Below are 19,278 nucleotides of genomic sequence, written 5' to 3' on the forward strand. Positions count from 1 at the left end.
CCATTCGAGGAACGGATGGGAGGACCGGCTGTGGATCGCAAGCACGCCACCAGCACGACAACGAATCAGCAGGAGGCAGCGCCCTCCCACGGCCTGATCGCCCGGCTGCTGCGGACCTGGGGCGCCCCGGTGCTGCTGCGGGTGCGCGGGCAGCCGACGGCCGACCTGCGACCGGCCGGCTCGCGCAGCGGCCACGGCTCGGGCAGCATCGAGCCCTACCTCAGTCAGGGCCGCAGCACGCGCCCTGGCGACCTGACGTGATCCGCGCAGCAGCGGCAGGCCGTGGCGCCACCACCGATGTGGCTCTGCATGTCTGCCCTCGGCTGCTAGAGTTGCGTGCGAGGAAACAGACCGATGCGCCCTTCGTCCACTGTCGAGCTCAAGGCAGTCGCCGTGCAGCTGCTGGCGGAACTGGATGCCTATGAGCCGGATCTGGACCGGCTGATGCGGGCGGCCGACGACGAGGCGCTCTACGCCCGCAACGCCGCGCAGTTCGACGCGATCCGTGCCTTCGCCACCTGCCTGCCCAGCGTGCAGGTCTGCTGGGTCGAAGTCCTCATCAGCCGCTTCGAGCTGATGGAGGAACTCTGGCGCAAGCACGAGGCCAAGGCTCCCCGCACCCGCACCGTTGCCCTGCACGCCAAGCACAGGGCGGCCTTGCGGATCCTGCGGGACCTCTGCGCGCGCAAGTACGCGGGCGCCGGAAGTCCCGGCGCCGCCCACTGACGGATCGCGCGCGGGCGGCCCCGGCCACTCGATGGGCGCTTCGCGCCCACCGCAGGCCCGCAAGATGGTGTGTTCCCGCCGTTGGCCGGCACGTCGCCCGCGGTGCGGCCTCGTAGGGGCCGTCCTATCCCGCGGTGGGCGAACGCCTGAACGCCTGATGCGTGTCGACCGGCAACCGGGGCGCGTGCCCGCAGGTACAAAGAAGCATGTCGTCGCACACCGCCCTTCTCAAGAGCATCCTGAGATTCCACGGGCGCGACCCGCAAGGCTATGACGTGCAGCTGCAGGAGGACGGCACGGTCAGCGTCCGGGGCCCGGGCGCTGCGGCGTTCTATCCGCAGCCGGCCTGGACGACGAAGTTCATCCGGCATCTGCTGCGCGGCTTCTACGATCCCGTGACGTCGCCGGCCGGCCAGGGCGCCGGAGTGACCGAGCGCTGAAAGCGCCCGCGGTCACGCGCCATCGTGCCGCGTCGCCTGTGTCCGCACCGCGTCCGCCTTCAGGACTGCGGAAGATGGGTGAACAGCTCCACTGCCCAATCGACGAAGGCCCGCACCTTGCCGCTCAGATGCCGGTTGGGCGGGTACACCACGTGCACGGGGATCGAGGGGCACGACCACTCCGGCAGCACGCGGACCAGCTGCCCCGACGCGAGGTAGGGTGCCGCGACGAAGGAAGCAGTCTGCGACAGCCCCAGTCCGTGCAGAAGCCCTTCGAGGTGCGCATTGCTGTCGTTGACCGAGAGCTTGTAGCGGCCGGTCCATTCGATGGTTTCGCCGTCCCGCACGAACACGTCCGGATAGAAGCGGCCGGTGCGCTCGGAGAAGTACGCCAGCATCGCGTGCCCCTGGTCCAGGTCCGACGGGTGCCGTGGGACGCCATGCCGGCGCAGGTACTCGGGTGAGGCCACCGTGATCACGTCGAGATTGGCGATGCGGCGCGCCACCAGCGATTCGTCCACCAGGTCGCCGCCGCGGATCACGCAGTCGATGTTGTCGGTGATCAGGTTCACCGGTCGGTCACCCACGCCCAGGTCCAGCTGGATCTCGGGATACCGTTCGTAGAACGCCGGCAGCGCCGGGATGACCACCAGCCGCGCGACCGACGCACCGACGTCCACGCGCAGCCGGCCGCTGGGCATGGCATGCGCGTTCATCATGCTGGCCTCGATGTCGTCCAGGTCGTTCAGCACGCGGGTCGCGCGCTCGTAGTACACCGCTCCGTCGGGCGTGACGCTGACGCGCCGGGTCGTGCGGTTCAGCAGCCGCACCTTCAGGCGCGCTTCCAGGTGCTGCACGAGCTTGGTCACGGTCCCCTTGGGCAGGTCCAGCGAGACCGCGGCTTTCGTGAAGCTGCCGGCTTCCACCACGCGCGCGAACACCCGCATGGTCTGAATCTGATCCATCCATCCTCCTCCTCGGCTGGTGGTCCAGCCCGGCCGCATTGTTCACGGACTTGAAACAGAGAACTGGTCGAACACGGCTTTATCCGCTCCCGGCGCGTGCCTATAGTCGTCGCCATGTCACAACCTGCCCTTGCTCCGAACGCGCCCGGCGCGATCGCCGAGAAGCCGGCCAGCATCGCCGTGGACGGCTTCGGTCCGGTGGAGGTCCGCATCTACGGCCGCAAGCGGCCGGGGGCTGCGGCGCCGCTGGTGCTGCATTTCCACGGGGGCACCTTCGTCAGCGGCGGCCTGGACAACGGGGCCTGGATGGCGCGGATGCTGGCGCAGCTGGGCGCGGTGGTGGTGTCCGTCGCCTACCCGCTGGCGCCGGCGCATCCGTTCCCCCAGGCCGTCGAGGCCGGCTACGCAGCCCTGGCCTGGACCTACAAGCAACGCACCCGGCTGGCTGGCGCCGGCGCCAAGGTCTACCTGGCCGGCGAGGAAGCCGGCGGCAACCTGGCCGCGGCCGTCGGCATGGTGGCGCGCGACCGCGGCCACCCGCCGCTCGACGGCCAGGTGCTGGTCGCGCCCATGCTCGACCCGTGCGTGGGCACCGCGTCGCTGCGCCAGCGCCAGGCGAGCGACACCGTCTGCAAGTGGGCCGATGGCTGGCAGCAGTACCTGCGCAGCCCGCGTGACGCCGAGCATCCCTACGCGGTGCCGGCGCACGCGACGCGGCTGGCGGGGCTGCCGCCCGCGCTGGTGCTCACCGGCCAGGACGATCCGATGCGCGACGAGGCGTTGGCCTATGCGCAGCGCCTGCGCGATGCCGGCATCCCGGTCACCACCGGCGTCCTGGGGACGACCACCGGCTGGCCGGACGCGCTCGCCGAGGTGCCGCCCCCGCCGTGCCCGTGCGAGGCCGCAGTGAAGCGTCACCTGCACGCGTTCCTCTATCCGGCGACGCCACCGCCTTCGTAGAGGCTCCCCTTCCACCTCCAGACCGGTCGGCGGCCCGCCGTGCGACCTCCCCGGTGTCGACCCGCGCGGTCGGCGCCATGGCCCCCTTTTGCCCGAAAACAACGTCCAAGGAAGAAACCATGACCACCGACCGCCAACATGTTCGCCACCGCAAGCTCTGGACCGCGGTGGGCTCCCTCACCGCCCTGGCTGCCGTCGCCTCCGCGCTGTTCGCCACCGCCGGCAGCAAGGCCGGCAGCCCCGCCGATGCCGGCGTGCCGCCGCCCACGCCCGTGTCCGTCGCCGCAGTCGCCGAGAGCGAGGTCACCGTCTGGGACGAGTTCTCCGGACGCCTGGAGGCGGTCGAGCGCGTCGACGTGCGCTCCCGCGTCGCCGGCGCCGTGCAGGCCGTGCACTTCCGCGAAGGCGCGCTGGTGCGCAAGGGCGACCTGCTGGTGACCATCGATCCGGCGCCCTACGCGGCCGAGGTCGACCGCGCCGAGGCGCAGCTGGCAGCCGCCCAGGCGCGGCTGACGCACGCGCAGAGCGACCATTCGCGCGCGCAGCGGCTGTGGAACGAGCAGGCCATCTCGCAGCGCGAGTACGAGGACAGGACCAATGGTCTGCGCGAGGCCGAGGCCAACGTGCGCGCCGCGCAGGCGCAGCGCGACGTCGCCCGCCTGAACCTGGGCTATACCCAGGTGCGCGCCCCGGTCGCAGGCCGCATCGGCCGCATCGAGGTCACCGCCGGCAACCTGGTGGCGGCGGGGCCGGGCGCGCCGGTGCTGACCACGCTGGTGTCGGTCTCGCCGATCTACGCGAGCTTTGACACCGACGAGCGCATCATCACCCGCGCCCTGAAGGACATCGGCAGCCCGGGGCAGGGCGCCCGCGCCCTGATCGAGCGCATCCCCGTGCAGATGGGCACCTCGGGCGGGGAGCTGTCCCACCTCGGCCGGCTCCAGCTGATCGACAACCAGGTCGACGCCAGGAGCGGCACCGTGCGCGTGCGGGCGGCCTTCGAGAACAAGGACGGGGCCCTGATGCCGGGCCAGTTCGCGCGCATCCGCATGGGCCAGCCGCAGCCGGTGCGCGCGCTGCTCGTGAACGAGCGCGCGGTCGGCACCGACCAGAACAAGAAGTTCGTGCTGGTGGTCGGCGAGGGCAACAAGGTCGAGTACCGGGAGGTGGCGCTCGGGGCCGCGGTCAACGGCCTGCGCGTGGTGCAGGACGGCCTCAAGCCGGGCGAGCGCATCGTGGTCAACGGCCTGCAGCGCGTGCGCCCGGGCAGCGTGGTGCAGCCGCAGGCGGTGGCGATGGACGCCAAGCCGGAGCTCGCCGCGGCCAAGCCGGCCGGCGGCAAGTCCTGAACGGCGGTCCGGAGACCTCGCCATGAACCTGTCCAAGTTCTTCATCGACCGGCCGATCTTCGCCGGCGTGCTCTCGCTGCTGATCTTCCTCAGCGGCCTCATCGCCCTGCGGGGCCTGCCGATCTCGGAATACCCCGAGGTGGTGCCGCCCACGGTGGTGGTGCGCGCGACCTATCCCGGCGCCAACCCGAAGGTGATCGCCGAAACCGTGGCGACGCCGCTGGAGGAGGCCATCAACGGCGTGGAAGGCATGCTCTACATGGGCAGCCAGGCCACGACCGACGGCCTGATGACGCTCAGCGTCACCTTCCGGCTCGGCACCGATCCTGACAAGGCGCAGCAGCTGGTGCAGAACCGGGTGGCGCAGGCCGAGGCGCGGCTGCCGGAGGAGGTGCGCCGGCTGGGCATCACCACCATCAAGAGCTCGCCCGACCTCACGCTGGTGGTGCACCTGCTGTCGCCCGGCAACCGCTACGACATGACCTACCTGCGCAACTACGCGGTCCTGAACGTGAAGGACCGGCTGGCGCGCGTGCAGGGCGTCGGCGACGTGCAGCTGTTCGGCTCGGGCGACTACTCGATGCGGGTCTGGCTCGATCCGCAGAAGGTGGCGCAGCGCGGCCTGTCGGCCGGCGACGTCGTGCGCGCGATCCGCGAGCAGAACGTGCAGGCGGCCGCCGGGGTGGTCGGCGCCTCGCCGGGGCTCAAGGGCGTGGACCTGCAGCTGTCGGTGAACGCCCAGGGACGCCTGCAGAGCGAAGAGGAGTTCGGCGACATCATCGTCAAGTCGGGCGCGGAAGGCGCGGTCACGCGGCTGCGCGACGTGGCGCGCCTCGAGCTGGGTGCCGCCGGTTATTCGCTGCGCTCGCTGCTGGACAACAAGGACGCCGTGGCCGTGCCGATCTTCGCCGCGCCCGGCTCGAACGCGATCGAGATCTCGAACGGCGTGCGCGCCACCATGGCCGAGCTCAAGCAGTCGATGCCCGAGGGCGTGGACTACGAGATCGTGTACGACCCGACGCAGTTCGTGCGGGCGTCGATCGAGTCGGTGGTGCACACCCTGCTGGAGGCCATCCTGCTGGTCGTGCTGGTGGTCATCCTGTTCCTGCAGACCTGGCGTGCCAGCGTGATCCCGCTGCTGGCCGTGCCGGTGTCGGTGGTGGGCACCTTTGCCGTCATGCACCTGCTGGGCTTCTCGATCAACGCGCTCAGCCTGTTCGGGCTGGTGCTGGCGATCGGCATCGTGGTGGACGACGCCATCGTGGTCGTCGAGAACGTGGAGCGCAACATCGAGGCCGGCCTGTCGCCGCGCGACGCCACCTACCGCGCGATGCGCGAGGTGTCGGGGCCGATCATCGCCATCGCGCTGGTGCTGGTGGCCGTCTTCGTGCCGCTGGCCTTCATCAGCGGCCTGACGGGCCAGTTCTACCGCCAGTTCGCGGTGACCATCGCGATCTCCACCGTGATCTCCGCGGTCAACTCGCTCACGCTCTCGCCGGCGCTCGCGGCGCTGCTGCTCAAGGGCCATGACGCGCCCCGGGATGCGCTGACGCGCGGGATGGACCGGGTGCTCGGCGGCTTCTTCGCGCGCTTCAACCGCGCCTTCGGCCGTGCCTCGGAAGGCTACTCGAGCGGGCTCAAGGGCGTGGTCTCGCGCAAGGCGCTGGCGCTGGGCGTCTACCTGGTGCTGGCCGCCGCCACGCTGGGGCTGTTCAAGCTGGTGCCGCACGGCTTCGTGCCGGCCCAGGACAAGCAGTACCTGATCGGCTTCGCGCAGCTGCCCGACGGGGCCACCCTGGACCGCACCGAGGACGTGATCCGCCGCATGAGCGAGATCACGCTCAAGCAGCCGGGCGTGGAGCACGCGGTGGCCTTCCCCGGCCTGTCGATCAACGGCTTCACCAACAGCTCCAACTCGGGCATCGTGTTCGCGACGCTCAAGCCGTTCGACGAGCGGCGCGGCGCCGGCCAGAGCGCCGACGCCATCGCGGGGCAGTTGAACGCGCAGTTCGGCCAGCTGCAGGACGCGTTCGTGATGATGTTCCCGCCGCCGCCCGTGCAGGGCCTGGGCACCACGGGCGGCTTCAAGCTGCAGCTGGAAGACCGCGGCTCGCTCGGCTACGAGGCGCTGGACGGCGCGCTCAAGGCGTTCATGGCCAAGGCGTCGCAGGCGCCGGAGCTGGCCGGGCTGTTCTCGAGCTTCCAGCTGAACGTGCCGCAGCTGTATGCCGACATCGACCGCACCAAGGCGCGCCAGCTGGGCGTCTCGGTGACCGACGTGTTCGACACGATGCAGATCTACCTGGGCAGCCTGTACGCGAACGACTTCAACAAGTTCGGGCGGACCTACTCGGTGCGGGTGCAGGCCGACGCGCCGTACCGCGCGCGGGCCGAGGACATCGGGCTGCTCAAGGTGCGGTCGAGCACCGGCGAGATGGTGCCGCTGTCGGCACTGATGGCGGTCCGCCCGAGCTTCGGGCCGGAGCGCGCGATGCGCTACAACGGCTACCTCACCGCCGACATCAATGGCGGGCCGGCGCCCGGCTACTCGTCGGGGCAGGCGCAGGACGCCGTCGTGCGCATCGCCGCCGAAACGCTGCCGCCCGGCATCCGCTTCGAGTGGACCGACCTGACCTACCAGGAGATCCTGGCCGGCAACTCGGCGGCGTGGGTGTTCCCGCTGGCCATCCTGCTGGTGTTCCTGGTGCTGGCGGCGCAGTACGAGAGCCTGGCGCTGCCGCTCGCGATCATCCTGATCGTGCCGATGGGCCTGCTGGCCGCCATGACCGGCGTGTGGCTCTCGCGCGGCGACAACAACGTCTTCACCCAGATCGGGTTGATGGTGCTGGTGGGGCTGTCGGCCAAGAACGCCATCCTGATCGTGGAGTTCGCGCGCGAGCTGGAGTTCGCCGGGCGCACCCCGGTGCAGGCCGCGCTGGAGGCGAGCCGCCTGCGCCTGCGGCCGATCCTGATGACGTCGATGGCGTTCGTGATGGGCGTGCTGCCGCTGGTGCTGTCCACCGGCGCAGGCGCCGAGATGCGCCAGGCGATGGGCGTCGCGGTGTTCGCCGGGATGATCGGCGTGACCGCGTTTGGCCTGTTCCTCACGCCGGTCTTCTACGTGGTGCTGCGCGCCCTGGCCGGCAACCGCCCGCTCAAGCTGCACGGCGAGGTGCCGCACGTCGAAGGCTTCGCCTCGGGCGGTGGCGGCTCGTTCAAGCCGCTGCCCGCCGCCCCGCGCCAGGACTGAAGGAGATGCCGATGAAAACGATGCACATGCTGCCCCTGCTGGCCGCCCTGGTGCTGGCCGGCTGCGCCACCGCGGTGCCGGACCTGCCCGCCGAGCCTGCCGCCCCCGCCAAGTTCAAGGACGCGGGGCCGTCCTGGACCGTGGCCGCGCCCGCCGAGGCGCAGGACCGCGGTGCCTGGTGGAAGGTGTTCGCGGACCCGGGCCTGGACGCGCTGGTCGAGCGCGCGGCGCTGCGCAACACGGGCTTGCAGGACGCCGCGGCGCGGCTGGCCCAGGCGCGCGCGATCGCGCGCAGCGTCGACGCCGACCGGACCGTGCAGGCCGGGCTGGGCGGCGGGGTGGTGCGCCAGGCCGGGGCCAACACCCCCAATGGCGCCCGCCCGGCGACCCTCACCACGGCCGGCGCGAGCCTGGCCTACGAGGTCGATCTGTTCGGCCGCCTCTCGCGCGCGAGCAGCGCGGCGGCCCTCGACGTGCGGGCGCAGGAGGCCCTGCTGCAAAGCGCACGGCTGCTGGTGCAGTCCGAGGTGGCGCAGACCTACCTGGCCCTGCGGACGCTCGACACCGAGCGGGCGCTGGTGGCCGAGACCGTGGCGGCCTACCGCTCGACGTTGGACCTGACCCGGCGCCGGCACCGCGCCGGCGACATCGCCGAGCTCGACGTCGCGCGGGTGGAGACCGAGCTGGCCGCCACCGAGGCCGATGCGCTGGCGCTGGAGCGCCAGCGCGCGCAGCTGGAACACGCGCTGGCCGTGCTGGTGGGCGAGCCGGCCTCGGCGTTCTCGGTGCCGCCGTCCGAGCGGCCGGTCGCGTTGCCGCAGATCCCGGCGGGCATCCCGGCGACGGTGCTGGCCCGCCGACCCGACGTCTCCGCGGCCCAGAGCGCCATCCTGGCGGCACAGGCCCGCGTCGGCGTCGCCCGCGCAGCGTGGTTCCCGAGCCTGTCGCTCACGGCCGACGGCGGCTATGCATCGCCGGAACTGGGCGACCTGTTCAAGTGGTCCGCGCGGGCCTGGAGCGTCAGTGCCCTGCTGTCGCTGCCGCTGTTCGATGGTGGCCGCCGGGAGGCGTCGGTGCAAAGCGCGACGGCCCAGCTCGACGCCGAGCTCGCGCGCTACCGCGGCCAGGTGCTGGCGGCCTTCCGCGACGTGGAGGACCAGCTGTCGGCGCTGCGCCTGCTGCAGCAGCAGGCCGAGACGCAGGCCCGCGCCGTGAGCTTCGCGACGCGCGCGACCACCCTGTCGGAATCGCGCTACCGCAACGGCATGGACAGCCAGCTCGAACTGCTGGACGCCCGCCGCAGCGAGCTGCGCAACCGGCGCGACGCCCTGCACGTGCGCGGCAGCCAGTACCAGGCCACGGTGGGCCTGATCCGGGCGCTCGGTGGGGGCTGGGGTCCGGGCACCTGACGCGGCGGCGGCCGACCGCTTCGGGCCGGCCCGCCGGTCCGACGCCGGCGACATGTGCGACGGCGTCAGGTGAGCAGCCGCTTCGGGGAGCAGCCCTCTCGCGCCCGCCTTCAGACGGGCGCCAGCGTCCCTGTCGTGCTTTTGACCAGTGCTTGCGAGATCGACGCCATCAGCGCGTCCGGCCCGATCGGCTTGGGAAGCACGGTGAAGCCCGCTTCGGTGGCCTGCGAGAGCCGATCCGTGTAGCCGGTCATCAGCAGGATCGGGAGATCGCGCCGCTGCTGCGCGACACGCAAGGCCAGGTCCACGCCGGTCATCGGGCCTGCCAGGGAGATGTCGCTCAGGAGGATGTCGCAGGGACGGCCTTGCTGCAGGTGCTCCCACGCCGCCTCCGCGTGGTCGTAGCGCTGCACGCGCAGGCCAGCGTCGGCCAGCAGCACCGACAGCGACCGAGCGATCTCGTCGTTGTCCTCCACGAGGAGCAGGTCGCCTTGCAGCTTGAGTTCTGCCATCGGGGCACGCTCGGGTCTGCTCGCGCTGCGTGTTCCCGCCGGCAAGGTGAGGATCACCGTGGTTCCCTTCCCGGGCTCGGTGTCCAGGCGCAGCTCCCCGCCTGCCTGTTCGACGCAACTCTGAACCTGGCTCAACCCGAGCCCCGTGCCTTTCCCGACCGGCTTGGTGGTGAAGAATGGCTGGAGCACCTTGTCCACGAGCTCCGGAGGAATCCCGTGGCCGTGGTCCCGGACGCAGATGCGCACCCGCTCCTGGTGGCCAGGGGCACCTTCGGTGCACGGACTGGCGGCGATCGACATCCGGCCACCATCCGGCATCGCATCTCTCGCATTGATGCAGAGATTGATCAGGGCCAGCTCCAGTTCGGCTTCGTCTGCGCGCACGGCCGGAAGGTCCGGCTCCAGGGAGACCTCGATCTCGTAGTTGCGCCCCAGGCTGCTTTTCAGGAGATCCGCGACTGCGGGGATGAGCCCCTGGAGCGAGACGTTGCTCACCTGCAGGGGCTGGCGCCGGGCGAACGCCAGGAGTTGCCGCGTGAGCTGGGCGCCCGTGGCGACCGCCCGCTGGATGGGAGCCAGTGCGGGTGTGGTGGGTTTGCCCCGCTGTTCCAGCTTCTGCGCCAGCACGGCGCTGTTTTGCACCACCATCAGAAGGTTGTTGAAATCGTGCGCCACGCCGGCAGTGAGTCGACCGAGCGCCTCCATCTTCTGGGACTGTCGCAGGGCCCGCTCTGCCCGCAAGCGGTGTTCGTACTCCTGCGCATGGATCCTGGCCATCGCGTGTTCCCCCCGCACGCGCCGGATGGCGTACCAGCAGAGACCGGCCAGCAGGAGGGACAGCGGAATCGTGAAGGACGCCAGCAGCCATGTCGCGCGCCGCCAGGGTGCCAGCACCAGGTCACGGTCGGCGGTGGCGGCAACGTACAAGGGCAAGGCACCCACCTTGCGGAACGCGACGAACCGGAACCGGTTGTCGATGGTGCTCACGCCGGCATGTTCTCCGCTCAGCAGGCCGGCGCGCATGTCTCGCAGCGTCGGGCTGGCAGGACCGAGGCGGGCACTCATCTCCACGTCGGGGTGGCGGGAGATGATGACGCCGTCGGAGCGCAGGAGGACCACGGAGAAGGCTTCGTCCTGCTGCACCAGCTCCCTGAAGAGCTTGCCGAAGTAGCTGGGAAAGAGCGAGATGGACAGCACGCCTGCAAAGCGGCCGTCCGGTCGCGAGAGCCGCTTGGTGAAGTCGAAGAACGGCTCGCCCGTCAACTTGCTTCTCAGCGGCTCGCTGACGTACCAGTCGCGGCTGTCGGTGGTGGTGGCCCACTGGAAATACTCACGGTCCTGCACGCTGAGGCTGGCCGGCGGATCCGGCCGGATGCTGCTGGCCACCGGATGGCCACTCTCATCCCAGATCCAGATCGACTGGAACTGCTGCAGGTCTCCGGCCAGTCCCCGCAGGGTGCCGTGCAGTTCGGCCCGGTGCTGCCGCAGCGTCGCGCTGGACCGGCCACCGACCACGCCGACGACCGCGCGCGACACGACCTCGTTGGTCTCGACGACGCGTGCCGACTGCTCCTGGGCGATCTGCGCTACCCGGGCCAGTCGCAGGCGGCTGTCGCGCACGGCAGCCTGGTAAGACGTTGCCGCGACGTAGGCCAGCAAGACCGTAGGCCCGACCAGGGACGCGAGGAGCGCCCATCGCAGCCACTTCGTTGCCGTCGAGGGAGCCTGCTGCACGGCAGGAGCAGGGGTACTCTGGTGCGCGGTGCCGTCTTCATCAACGGAGGATGTCATGGCGGCTCGAAGGTAGGAGGGCCCTGATTCTGGCTCATCTGGCGTCATTCTTCACCGGCGGACCTGACGGCACACCGAACCCGCAACGACCACCTGTCTCGACCGCTTTGCCGCAGCTGGCAATCTCTCAACGGTCCCAGGTCAGGGCTATAATCGCCCGCTACGCCGGAATAGCTCAGTTGGTAGAGCAGCGCATTCGTAATGCGAAGGTCGGGGGTTCGACTCCTCTTTCCGGCACCAACGAATCGCCGTCTCGCGGATGTCCCGCGCATCCAGGCCGCCAAGCACCATGGCGGCTTTTTTGTGTCGGCTCCGTCGCCACTTGCGGATCCCACCGCACGGCAGCCACACACACCAATGCTGCTGCCCGATCGACTCAGCTGGCAGTGGGTCGACGGTCCAGCAGCTGTTCGACCAGGAGCAGGAGCTCCGAAGGCTGTGCAGGCTTGGTGAGGTGCGCGGCAAAACCCGCTTGCGCAGCCTTTGCCTTGTCGACGGCGCGTCCGTAGCCTGAGAGAGCGACGAGGCTGCCGGACCAGTCGATGCCGTTTCCGCGCGCAGCCCTGGCCAGCTCGTAGCCGTCCATCCCCGGCATCCCGATGTCGAGGATGGCGATCTCCGGCTGGAACGTCTCCAGGAGCCGCAAAGCTTCCGAAGGGTCGGCCGTGATCGTCACGTCGTAGCCGGCGATCTGCAGGATGTCGCCCACGGTCTGCAGGGCGTCCAGATTGTCGTCGACCACGAGGATCCGGCCTGACTTGCGCGACGCCGCGGGCACCGGATTCGCAGGCGATGTTTGCGGAGCGTCGATGGTGGGCAGGGTGATGTTGAAAACGCTTCCCAGACCCAGCCCGTCGCTCGAGGCCGTGACCCGGCCGCCATGCAGTTCGACGACGCTGCGCACGATGGCAAGGCCCAGCCCGAGGCCGCCGTCCGACCGGGCAAGCGGCTGGGGCGATTGGTAGAACGGTTCGAACACGTGCGCCAGCATGTCCGCCGCGATACCGATGCCCCGATCGCGGACTTCGATCTGCACCTCGCGCGACGCCGGGGTCACGCGCAGGACCGTTGGCGCCTCGCCACCGAATCGCAGAGCGTTGGTCAGGAGGTTCGAGACTGCCTGGACCAGACGGGTCTCGTCGCCTTCCACCCAGACCGCAGCCGGGGGGAGCTCGACGCGCAGGTCTCGATTCCTGTCCTCGAACGCCGGCTGGAGGGCCTCCAGGCACCGTTCGATGACCGTGAACACGTTGACGGGGCCCCTGTCCATCTGCAGCTTGCCGCGGCTGATCCTGGAGATGTCGAGCAGGTCGTCCACCAGCCGCCGCAGGTGGTCGACCTGGCGGCGCAGCACCTTCCGCTCCCGTGCGGTTGTCGCGTCCGCCTTCAGATCCAGGAGGTGCAGGACGTTGACCATCGGGGAGAGAGGGTTGCGCAGTTCATGACCGAGCACGGCAAGGAACTGGTCCTTGGCCTGGGCCGCTTCGTCGGCTCTGGCGAGCGCGTCGCGCATGGATGCACTGCTGTCGCTCAGGCGTTCGGACGCGGCGCGCAGTGCCTGGGAGAGCTCGTCGAGTTCGACGATCCGGCTGCGCGGCACGTGCGTGGACCTGCCGTCCCCGATCTGAACCGCCGCGTCGCGGATGCGGGAGATGGCGCGCGCGATTCCGGCGGACAACCGGTAGGCGAGCAAGGCGCAGATCAGGATGGAGCCGAGGACGCCGGCGAGGTACCAGGCCAGGCTGCGTGCCAGGGCGCGATGCGCTTCCTCGACCGGCGCTCCGACCACCACCGTCCAGCCATGAGGCTTGAGCCTGGTGAAGCTGGTGAGAAGTTGGTCTCCTTCCAGCGAGGAGGTCTTGCCTGTCCCGCCGTCTCCATTCGATTCGATCAGTCTGGCGACCGAGGGATGGGCGCTCCCGCCGAGCGTGCTGTTCTGATTCTTCGAACGTGCGACACGGCGCCCGGAACCGTCGAAGACAGAGACGACCCAGGAGCCGGGAACCTGCTGCTTGCGCACGACGTCGAGAATCCGGTCGGGCTTGACCGCTGCCGTCAGGACATAGGCCAGCTTCCCGTCGACCTCGACCGGCCATCGGACCGGGAACGCCGCCCCCTCGACCTGTCCCGGCAGGACGGCGCCAACCGCGGGGCGACGCGTGGACAGCACGGCTTCGAGGCTCCGTGGATCCACCACGCGTGCATCGGCCGCACCGAAGGGGAACGCGGTCTTGAACAGGACGCGGCCCTGCGCGTCGACGAGCACCACGCCAGACCATTCGGGCCGGGCCGCCACTTCGCCCTTCATCTGCTCATAGAAGGCGGGCAGGTCGCCTGCGAGGAGCCGTGGCGACCGCCCCGCGGTGGCGAGGCTGCGGAAGGTCCAATCGATCTCGGATTCGACGGCGGATGCCAGGGCCCGGGAAAGCTCGAACGTGGAGCGCTCCAGTTGCGCTTGCTGCCCTTGCACCGCCTCCCAGATGGCCCATGCCGCCATGAGCGACATCGGCACCAGGCCGAGCGCGGCGAGTCGAAGCAGCAGCTGGCGCAGGCTCTTGGGGGAAAGGGAAGGCATGAAGGAGCAGTCGGGCAAGCGAGTCTATCTCTCAGCCCCGACCTGGGTTCCATCAGTGGCGGCGCCCGGCTTCGGCACCGATCGCCTGCGCTGGAGATGGCCGCGGGCGACAGGCCTGCCGTTGCCTAGGCGCTCGGGCGCATCGGGCTCAGCCAGGCGTCCGCCTCGCCGCCGGCCTGCACGCCGGGCTGGGCGGGCAGGCGGGCATCCAGGTAGCGCAGCAGCAGGGGCAGCACGATCTCCTGGTTGCCCGGACGCGAGAAGGTGTGGTCGGCGTCGGGCACGTAGGCCATGCGAAAGCGCGGTGCGCCCTGCAGGCGGCGGCCGTCGCGGCCGAAGTGGAACTCGACGTAGTCGCGGCCATCGTCGGCGTCGGCCACCAGCATCAGCACGTCGGTGCCGCGCGCGCACAGGCGCTGCATCTTCGCGAGCAATGGTTCCTCGGCGCGGCCGAAGGCCAGCCAGCGCCGCAGCCGGGCCGCGGCCAGCGCCAGGAAGCGGCGGGCGATCAGCCGCACGTTGACCTGGCCACGCAGCACCCGGCGCCACACCGCGGGCTTGAAGAGGGCACGGCGGTAGTGGTCGCTCGACTTCGCGTACTGCTGCATCGAATCCTGCCAGCGGTCGCCGGCCCGGCCGGGCGTCCATTCAAGCAGGCGTGAGTTCATCAGCACGATGCCGCCGACCCGCTCGTCGACCAGCGCCGTCTGGAACGCCACGTACGAGCCCGAGCAGATGCCCATGAGCACGACGTCGCGGCAGCCGCGCTGCGCCAGCGCGTCGATCGCGGCGCGCACGTCCTGCGTCGACGTCTTGGCGTAGAGATCGGCCCACGGCCGCCCCGGCGCGGGCGGACTGTCGCCGATGCCGCCCAGGTCGAGCCGCAGCACCGGATAGCCGTTGTTGGCCAGCGAGCGGGCGATGCTGGTGTAGATGCGATGCGGTCCCACGCGGTGGTTGCCGCCCACGTTCAGCAGCAGCACGCCGGTCTGCCCGCGTCGGTCCTGCCCGGTGCCGCCCGCTGGTTCGGCCAGCACGCCGACCAGGGAGGCGCCGGGGCCCGCGCGCACCACGGTCTCGCGCACCGCGCCGGTGCTGCGCCACTGCAGCTGTTCGACAGGCGCGGGTGCCGGGTCCTGGCGCACGCCGGCGGCGGGCGACGCGGCCAACCAGCCGGCCACGGCCTGCAGCGTCGGCGCGTCCAGCACGCCGGCACGCGGCTCGTCGACCATCGCGGCGTAGCCGGGCAGCACGCGGTGCTCGACCTCGGCGCCCAGCGCGCGCAGCGCCTTGGGCAGCGGGCCCTCGCCCGGCAGGTCGTCGCGCCCGACCACCAGCACCCGCTGGGCGGGCCGGCACTGCGGGCGGGTCGCGTCCAGGGCGAGCAACTGTTCCACCGTCTCGGCGGCATGCGCATGGCCCATCGCGTGCAGCGTGCCGTCCGCCTCCTGCACGCCGGCGGCCCGCAGTTCGCGCACGAAGGCCTTGCCGGTCGGGCAGGGCGCCCACAGCAGCAGGCTGTCGACACCGCCCAGGCGCGCGGCGGTCTCGACGGCGAGCGTCGCACCCAGGCGGATCCCGAGCAGCGCGACCTGCCGCGCCTGCGATCGCGCGCGCACCTGCGCGACCGCCGCTTCGGCGCCGGCAAGCCAGGCCTCCACCCGGCCCGGGGGCAGCGCGTCGTCGCCCGCGTCCCCGGTGCCGGGGTAGTCGAAGCGCAGGACCGGGAATCCGGCCCGCGCCAGCGCGGTGGCCAGCTGCACCTGGGTCGGGTAGCTGCAGGTCGCCTCGTGGCCGACCGGGCTGCACAGCACGACGGCCAGGTCGCGCCAGGGCAAGGCCGGCGCGTGGTACCAGCCGAAGCACCAGCCACCGCCGACGTCGAAGGTCAGGCTCGCAGGGGGCGGCGCGGCAGCAGATGCCTCGGTGGAGTCGGCGGCGGGTGCGGCGGCAGCGGGAGACGGAGTCATGCGGGAGCGTCCACCGGCACGCCGGTGCTCAGGTTGAGGGCGTGAAGGCTGCCGGCCAGCGCCGCGCCCGGCTTGCTCCGGCGCAGGCGCAGCTCGCGGCTCTCGCCGGGCGCCAGATGGAAGTGGTCGTCGTCGGGCAGCCAGCCCGGCACATCGAGGTGGACGTCGATCGCCCATTGCCGGCAGGCGACGGCGAGCACGGCCTCGTCGTCGCCGTGCAGGGACAGCCGCGCGGTCAGGCCGATGTCCGCCGCGGGGCGTGCTGCCAGCAGCGGCGCGAGCCCGATCGGGAAGTGGAGGGCGCGGGCCAGCTCGCCGCCCTGGGCATCGAGCAGGCGCACCCGGACCAGCTCGCAGGCCGGCGGGCCGAACCGCCAGGCGTGGTTCAGGTCCAGGAAGTGCTCGAGCAGCTCCGCCAGCGCCACGCTGCAGCCCGTGCGCGGCGCGAGGTCGAGGGGGCGCCGGCCACTGGCGACCAGCACCTGGCCGTCACGCCACGCGCTCAGCTCCAGGCTGGCGGCATGGGCGTGCGGCGTCTCGTTGACGACGTGCGCCACCAGCCCGTCGCCGCCTTCGTCGGTGACCAGCACCGCGAGCGGCTGCAGCACGCGCCGCAACGCCTGCCACGACGCCTTCGGCTGGCCCGTGTCGTCGAGCACACCCCAGCCGGCGCCGGCCCACAGGTCGCGCAGCAGGAGCAGCAGGGCGCCGTCGCAGGACGATCCCGGCCGCCGCCACTCGCTGTAGGCGGCCGCCATCACCTCGGCCGTCGCCAGCCGGCCGAACGCCAGGTAGCGGTCGTGGTCCGAGTGGCGCAGCCGGGCCGGATCGACGCCGAACAGTTCGCGCACGTAGTGGTCGCGCACGTCGTCGAAGTCCCAGCCGGCGCCCAGGTCGCGCGGCGAACGCTGCTTCCAGGCCGGGTGGTGCACGCGGGTGGCCAGGCCCCCCGGCAGCCGTTCCAGCGCCGACGGCGAGGGGATGTTGGCGAAGGCCAGGCATTCCGTGGCGAAGCGCAGTCCGCTGCGCCGCGCGTCGTCGAGCCCGCGCTCGTAGGCCCCCACGCCGTAGTAGGAGGTCGTGCCGGCGCCGGCCTGGTGCGGGAATGCGCCGCCGTGTGCGCTGGACGGCCAGTAGACGGCCTCCGGCGCGAGTTGCCCGCACAGCGCCGGCAGCACCTGATGGAAGAACGCCGGCTGCCAGGTGTCGCGCGGCGCTCCCCACATCGCCGCCTGCTGCTCGACCTCGCTGTTGCCGCACAGGACCGCCACGCTCGGATGCGGCGCCAGGCGCTGCAGCTGCTGGCGCGCCTCGGCCACCGCACCCGCGGCGAAGCCCTCCTCGCCGAACGGATAGTCCATGTTCGCGAACATGAAGTCCTGCCAGACGAGCAGCCCGAGCGCGTCGCAGGCCCGGTAGAAGTGGTCTTCCTCGTACACCAGCGTGCCGGCCAGGCGCAGCATGTTCATGCCGGCGTCGCGCACCTGGCGCAGGGCCGACTCGCAGGCCTGCGGCGTGGAGCGCAGGCTCACCACGTCCAGCGGCGTCCAGCCGGCGCCGCGGCAGAACACCGGCGCGCCGTTGACGCGCAACTGGAAGCCGCCGCGGCTGCGGTCCACCTCGATCCGGCGAAACCCGACCGACCCCAGCGGCAGCTCCTGCCGCGTGCCGTCGCGTGCGACGAGTCGCAGGCCCGCGCGGTACAGCGCCGCCTCGCCGTGCGTGTGCGGCCACCACAGGGCCGGTTGCGCGACCTCGACGATGGCCACCGCCTCGTGCGCCGTCGCGCCGCGCACGAGGGTTTGCGCATGGCAGCGGCCCTCGGGCGCGTGCAGCACCAGCTCCGCCGATTCGAGGTCGCGCGACCAGGAGGTCGGCGGTCGCAGCCGGAGTTCGCACCGCCCGCGTCCGTCCACCAGCGACGCGCGCAGCGAGGGCTGCAGGGCCGCCCCGTCGCTCCACCAGATCCCGCGCCAGGGGCCAACGGGTGCCGCCGGAGGCGACCACCCAGGCGTGCGGCCCAGGAGTGTTGTGCGCTGCCAGCGCAGCTGCTGGTGCGCCACCATGGGGGTGCGCCAGCGAGGACGCGGCCGGCGGCGATCGAGCTCCGGCGCGAGGGCGGCAAACCGCAGCAGGAGCTCGTTGTCGCGTTCGTTCAGCAGGTCGGCGACCGCCGCCTCGTGGGCCACGAACATGTTGTCGGACCACAGCAGCGGCCGCCCGTTCAACCAGACCTGGGCGCGCGTGGCCAGTCCGTCGAAGCCGAGCCGGGCGGCGGCGACGCCGGGCCGGTCGAACCGCGCGCGGAACCACCAGTCCTGGGCGTCGAAGTCGCGCGGCGGCGCGTCCAGCGACCACTGGCCGAGTTCACGCAGGGCGGCGGCCACGGTCTGGGCGCACGAACTCGCCTGCCATCCGTCCTGCGGCGCCGCCTCCGTGCCGCCGGGTTCGGCCCCGCAGAACTCCCAGCGCGCCGCGAGCGGCTGCCGCGCCGGGAGGGCGGGATGCGCCTCGCCCATCGGGATCTCAGCCGGCGATGAGTTCGCGCAGCGCCCGCTCGATCGACGCGATGCTGCGGAAGACGTTCCGCTTGAGCATGTGGTCGGGGAACTCGACTTCGAACTCGCCTTCCAGCGCCAGCATGACGTTCACGCTGGCGTGCGAGGTCATCCCGGACTGGTACAGATCGTCGTCGTTGGACAGCTTGTCGACGTCGACACCAAGGCGAGCATGGTCGCGCAGGATGCGGCGGATCGCGGTTTCAGCATGAAGCAGGGTCGTCATGCATGGGAATTTTGATCAGCGCCCTAGCTCGTCCCTGTCGGACAGCGCCGCAACCACGGCCGCAGCGTAGTCGCCGTCATGGCTCAAACAGACTATGCAGCGCGCAATGCCTGCCGCGCGCGCCGCCTGCGCCGCGACACCATGCAGCACCAGCTCGCAGCTGCCGTCCGCGTGCCGTCGCACTTCCATCTCGCGCCAGTTCACGCCGGCCTCGCTCAGGCCCACTGCCTTGATGGTCGCTTCCTTCGCCGCGAAGCGGGCTGCCAGCCGTTGTGCGTGCTGGTCCGGTGCGCTGCGTGAATAGGCGATCTCGCCCGGCGCGAACAGCCTGCCTTCGAACCGCTCGCCGAACGCGCGCAGCGATTCGGCGATGCGCGGGATGTGCACGATGTCGATGCCGAGTCGGACGACGCCCGACAGGTCTGAAGGCATTCCGCCCGTGAGAGATTCGATGAGTTGGTGGCTGTGCAAATTGCCCATTCGATCGCCCCACGAGCGTGCAACGCGGTGCTATTGTCCTTCGCACATTCTCATGCATGGGAGACCA

14 protein-coding genes and 1 tRNA gene are annotated in these 19,278 nt (G+C 71.2%); 8 read left to right on the top strand and 7 right to left on the bottom strand.

Annotated elements, in window-relative coordinates; translation table 11 throughout:
* The first annotated feature begins 30 nt into the window (after nucleotides 1-30).
* From VFE82_RS11235 to VFE82_RS11245, 3 genes are all read left to right on the top strand, one after another.
* A complete protein-coding gene (locus tag VFE82_RS11235; protein ID WP_325000396.1) occupies nucleotides 31-261 on the top strand; it encodes a hypothetical protein in 231 nt (76 codons plus the stop codon).
* A 93-nt stretch (nucleotides 262-354) separates the two neighbouring features.
* A complete protein-coding gene (locus VFE82_RS11240; RefSeq protein WP_325000397.1) occupies nucleotides 355-726 on the top strand; it encodes a hypothetical protein in 372 nt (123 codons plus the stop codon).
* 206 nt (nucleotides 727-932) lie between these two features.
* The gene (locus tag VFE82_RS11245) at nucleotides 933-1,166 is read left to right on the top strand and encodes a hypothetical protein (protein WP_325000398.1); all 234 of its coding nucleotides are present in this window, start codon (nucleotides 933-935) and stop codon (nucleotides 1,164-1,166) included.
* A gap of 59 nt (nucleotides 1,167-1,225) precedes the next feature.
* On the opposite strand, the gene VFE82_RS11250 is transcribed toward VFE82_RS11245, so the two are convergent.
* Entirely contained in the window at nucleotides 1,226-2,131 is a 906-nt protein-coding gene (locus VFE82_RS11250; RefSeq protein WP_325000399.1) for a LysR family transcriptional regulator, read from the bottom strand.
* Nucleotides 2,132-2,245: 114 nt separating this feature from the next.
* Here VFE82_RS11250 and VFE82_RS11255 point away from each other — a divergent pair, with 114 nt between their 5' ends.
* The 4 genes from VFE82_RS11255 to VFE82_RS11270 all read left to right on the top strand — a co-directional run bounded on the left by VFE82_RS11255 (nucleotide 2,246) and on the right by VFE82_RS11270 (nucleotide 9,099).
* Nucleotides 2,246-3,091 (top strand): alpha/beta hydrolase, encoded by an 846-nt coding sequence (locus VFE82_RS11255; RefSeq protein WP_325000400.1) that lies wholly within the window; start codon nucleotides 2,246-2,248, stop codon nucleotides 3,089-3,091.
* A 119-nt stretch (nucleotides 3,092-3,210) separates the two neighbouring features.
* Nucleotides 3,211-4,440, top strand: a complete 1,230-nt coding sequence (locus tag VFE82_RS11260; RefSeq protein ID WP_325000401.1) for an efflux RND transporter periplasmic adaptor subunit — start codon at nucleotides 3,211-3,213, stop codon at nucleotides 4,438-4,440.
* A gap of 22 nt (nucleotides 4,441-4,462) precedes the next feature.
* On the top strand, nucleotides 4,463-7,690 hold the full coding sequence (locus tag VFE82_RS11265; protein WP_325000402.1) for an efflux RND transporter permease subunit: 3,228 nt from the start codon (nucleotides 4,463-4,465) through the stop codon (nucleotides 7,688-7,690).
* An 11-nt stretch (nucleotides 7,691-7,701) separates the two neighbouring features.
* Nucleotides 7,702-9,099 (top strand): efflux transporter outer membrane subunit, encoded by a 1,398-nt coding sequence (locus tag VFE82_RS11270; protein ID WP_325000403.1) that lies wholly within the window; start codon nucleotides 7,702-7,704, stop codon nucleotides 9,097-9,099.
* Nucleotides 9,100-9,209: 110 nt separating this feature from the next.
* On the opposite strand, the gene VFE82_RS11275 is transcribed toward VFE82_RS11270, so the two are convergent.
* Entirely contained in the window at nucleotides 9,210-11,450 is a 2,241-nt protein-coding gene (locus VFE82_RS11275) for a hybrid sensor histidine kinase/response regulator (protein WP_325000404.1), read from the bottom strand.
* Nucleotides 11,451-11,566: 116 nt separating this feature from the next.
* Between VFE82_RS11275 and VFE82_RS11280 the strand changes: the two genes are divergently transcribed.
* Nucleotides 11,567-11,642 (top strand) — tRNA-Thr (locus VFE82_RS11280).
* Between the two features lie 136 nt (nucleotides 11,643-11,778).
* Here the strand turns inward: VFE82_RS11280 and VFE82_RS11285 are convergent.
* From VFE82_RS11285 to acpS, 5 genes are all read right to left on the bottom strand, one after another.
* Nucleotides 11,779-13,977 carry a hybrid sensor histidine kinase/response regulator gene (locus tag VFE82_RS11285; protein WP_325000405.1) on the bottom strand — a complete coding sequence of 733 codons (2,199 nt, stop codon included), beginning with the start codon at nucleotides 13,975-13,977 and terminating at the stop codon, nucleotides 11,779-11,781.
* A 125-nt stretch (nucleotides 13,978-14,102) separates the two neighbouring features.
* Nucleotides 14,103-15,947 (bottom strand): alpha/beta fold hydrolase, encoded by a 1,845-nt coding sequence (locus VFE82_RS11290; RefSeq protein ID WP_325000406.1) that lies wholly within the window; start codon nucleotides 15,945-15,947, stop codon nucleotides 14,103-14,105.
* Nucleotides 15,944-18,466, bottom strand: a complete 2,523-nt coding sequence (locus tag VFE82_RS11295) for a glycosyl hydrolase 2 galactose-binding domain-containing protein (RefSeq protein WP_325000407.1) — start codon at nucleotides 18,464-18,466, stop codon at nucleotides 15,944-15,946. Before VFE82_RS11295 ends, VFE82_RS11290 begins: the two co-directional genes overlap by 4 nt.
* A gap of 7 nt (nucleotides 18,467-18,473) precedes the next feature.
* Nucleotides 18,474-18,731, bottom strand: a complete 258-nt coding sequence (locus VFE82_RS11300; RefSeq protein ID WP_325000408.1) for an acyl carrier protein — start codon at nucleotides 18,729-18,731, stop codon at nucleotides 18,474-18,476.
* Between the two features lie 15 nt (nucleotides 18,732-18,746).
* Nucleotides 18,747-19,211 (bottom strand): holo-ACP synthase, encoded by a 465-nt coding sequence (acpS, locus tag VFE82_RS11305; protein ID WP_325000409.1) that lies wholly within the window; start codon nucleotides 19,209-19,211, stop codon nucleotides 18,747-18,749.
* Nucleotides 19,212-19,278 lie beyond the last annotated feature (67 nt).

Source organism: Ramlibacter sp. (assembly GCF_035655895.1).
GTDB lineage: Bacteria > Pseudomonadota > Gammaproteobacteria > Burkholderiales > Burkholderiaceae_C > Ramlibacter.